1 rRNA gene is annotated in these 219 nt (G+C 53.9%); it reads right to left on the reverse strand.

Annotation, left to right across the window (positions count from 1 at the left end):
- Positions 1–219: ribosomal RNA gene (locus tag H6A61_RS15815) — 23S ribosomal RNA — on the reverse strand; the annotation flags it as partial.

Below are 219 nucleotides of genomic sequence, written 5' to 3' on the forward strand. Positions count from 1 at the left end.
CACTCTTGGGCCGGTTACCGATCGGCCTGAGGGTACCTTTAGAAGCCTCCGTTACGCTTTTGGAGGCGACCACCCCAGTCAAACTACCCACCAAGCAATGTCCTTCTTTCCTGAAGTTAGAACTCAAACAAACGAAGGGTCGTATTTCAACAGCGGCTCCACGAACACTGGCGTGCCCGATTCATTGCCTCCGACCTATCCTACACATCGCGTGCCCAA

Origin of the sequence: Bacteroides caecigallinarum (assembly GCF_016901995.1) — a bacterium.
Classification (GTDB): domain Bacteria; phylum Bacteroidota; class Bacteroidia; order Bacteroidales; family Bacteroidaceae; genus Phocaeicola; species Phocaeicola cellulolyticus.